At 34.1% G+C, this 1,115-nt stretch carries 2 protein-coding genes; both read left to right on the forward strand.

All coding sequences use genetic code 11. The features are described from left to right. The first annotated feature begins 162 nt into the window (after positions 1 to 162). A complete protein-coding gene (locus I6F65_RS21380; RefSeq protein ID WP_197114840.1) occupies positions 163 to 618 on the forward strand; it encodes a hypothetical protein in 456 nt (151 codons plus the stop codon). Further along, on the forward strand, positions 618 to 833 hold the full coding sequence (locus I6F65_RS21385; RefSeq protein WP_197114842.1) for a hypothetical protein: 216 nt from the start codon (positions 618 to 620) through the stop codon (positions 831 to 833). The genes I6F65_RS21380 and I6F65_RS21385 overlap by 1 nt, the downstream gene beginning before the upstream one ends. Positions 834 to 1,115: the final 282 nt, after the last annotated feature.

Here is a 1,115-nt window from a genome sequence, read left to right on the forward strand (position 1 = left end):
TTTATATGCTGCGTAAAAATACAGTAATCGATTGAACCAAAATAGGAACTCAGCTATGGTTTGTTTATCAATAAAAACAAATAAAAAAACGAGTTAATCTACAGGCTCGTTAGCATTAAAAATCATGGCTTAGGTCATATCAACAAAGCAAAAGGAAAAATTATGGATAATGTAGAATTGCTAGAAGATGTATTATTAGAATCAGGAAGTATTGATCGTTTTTTTGGTCGTAAAATACCTGTAGACTTATGGAGGGCAAAAAAAGTAAAGAGCAAAGAACCTTTATTTAATTTGGTTGAAACTGAAGTTGAGCGAAAAAGAGGTGCTCCAAGAAAGCCTGATATAACAATTAAAAATGATAGAGTACTAGTTAGAGATAGGCCTAGAGGAATAAGTACTTTTGATAGACCAAATACTTTCAAAGGGCACTGGGAATATTATAAACTCCCCGCAGGTTCTTTATTACCAAAAGGATTAGTTATAGTGAGAGATTCTTATAATCCAGTATTTAACGCAACCCACCATACTATTGCCCCTGAAAGAGATATGTCACTCGTAAGGTTTAAATTATTACTTAACGAACTTACCAATATGATTGAAAAAGATGAGGTAGCATAATGCAAATAAAAGACGACTGGTTAGCAACTATCTTATGCGCGCTAAATGATTCAATAAAATACAATGATACCTTAAGAAATAGCGAAACAGTTTCAGACGTAGAAGACATTGAAGAATGGTTAATGCAAATTTTTGAGTGCAAAGAATATTTACAGGAAGAAATTGTTAAAAACCCTGAACTCCTCAGTAAATTGGAAAAGCATTTTAAAATTTAATGCTAACAAGCTGCTCAAACGGACACAAACAGCTGGCTGTGCTCGTTTCTCGCTATTATAGCCAGCTATTTTTAGCCGCTTAGCAGGGCGTTGAGGCTGTAGAATTACTCTTTTTAGGAACGTATCCAACTATTCTTGATTGGTTGCTTTTTAACCTTGAATCCATCTGTTCGCTGTGATCTAATAGATATTATTCACCCACGGTAAACTGTTATGGCTAACTACAAGCCTGACTTATCCTGTCAAAATAAATTCATTCCTATCAATTTCGCTGAGCAAATT

Source organism: Pseudoalteromonas sp. SWXJZ94C, assembly GCF_015864385.1.
GTDB lineage: Bacteria > Pseudomonadota > Gammaproteobacteria > Enterobacterales > Alteromonadaceae > Pseudoalteromonas.

Coding starts and splice junctions, on each gene's coding strand:
- I6F65_RS21380 (WP_197114840.1), top strand. CDS start 163: ATGGATAATGTAGAATTGCTAGAAGATGTATTATTAGAATCAGGAAGT.
- I6F65_RS21385 (WP_197114842.1), top strand. CDS start 618: ATGCAAATAAAAGACGACTGGTTAGCAACTATCTTATGCGCGCTAAAT.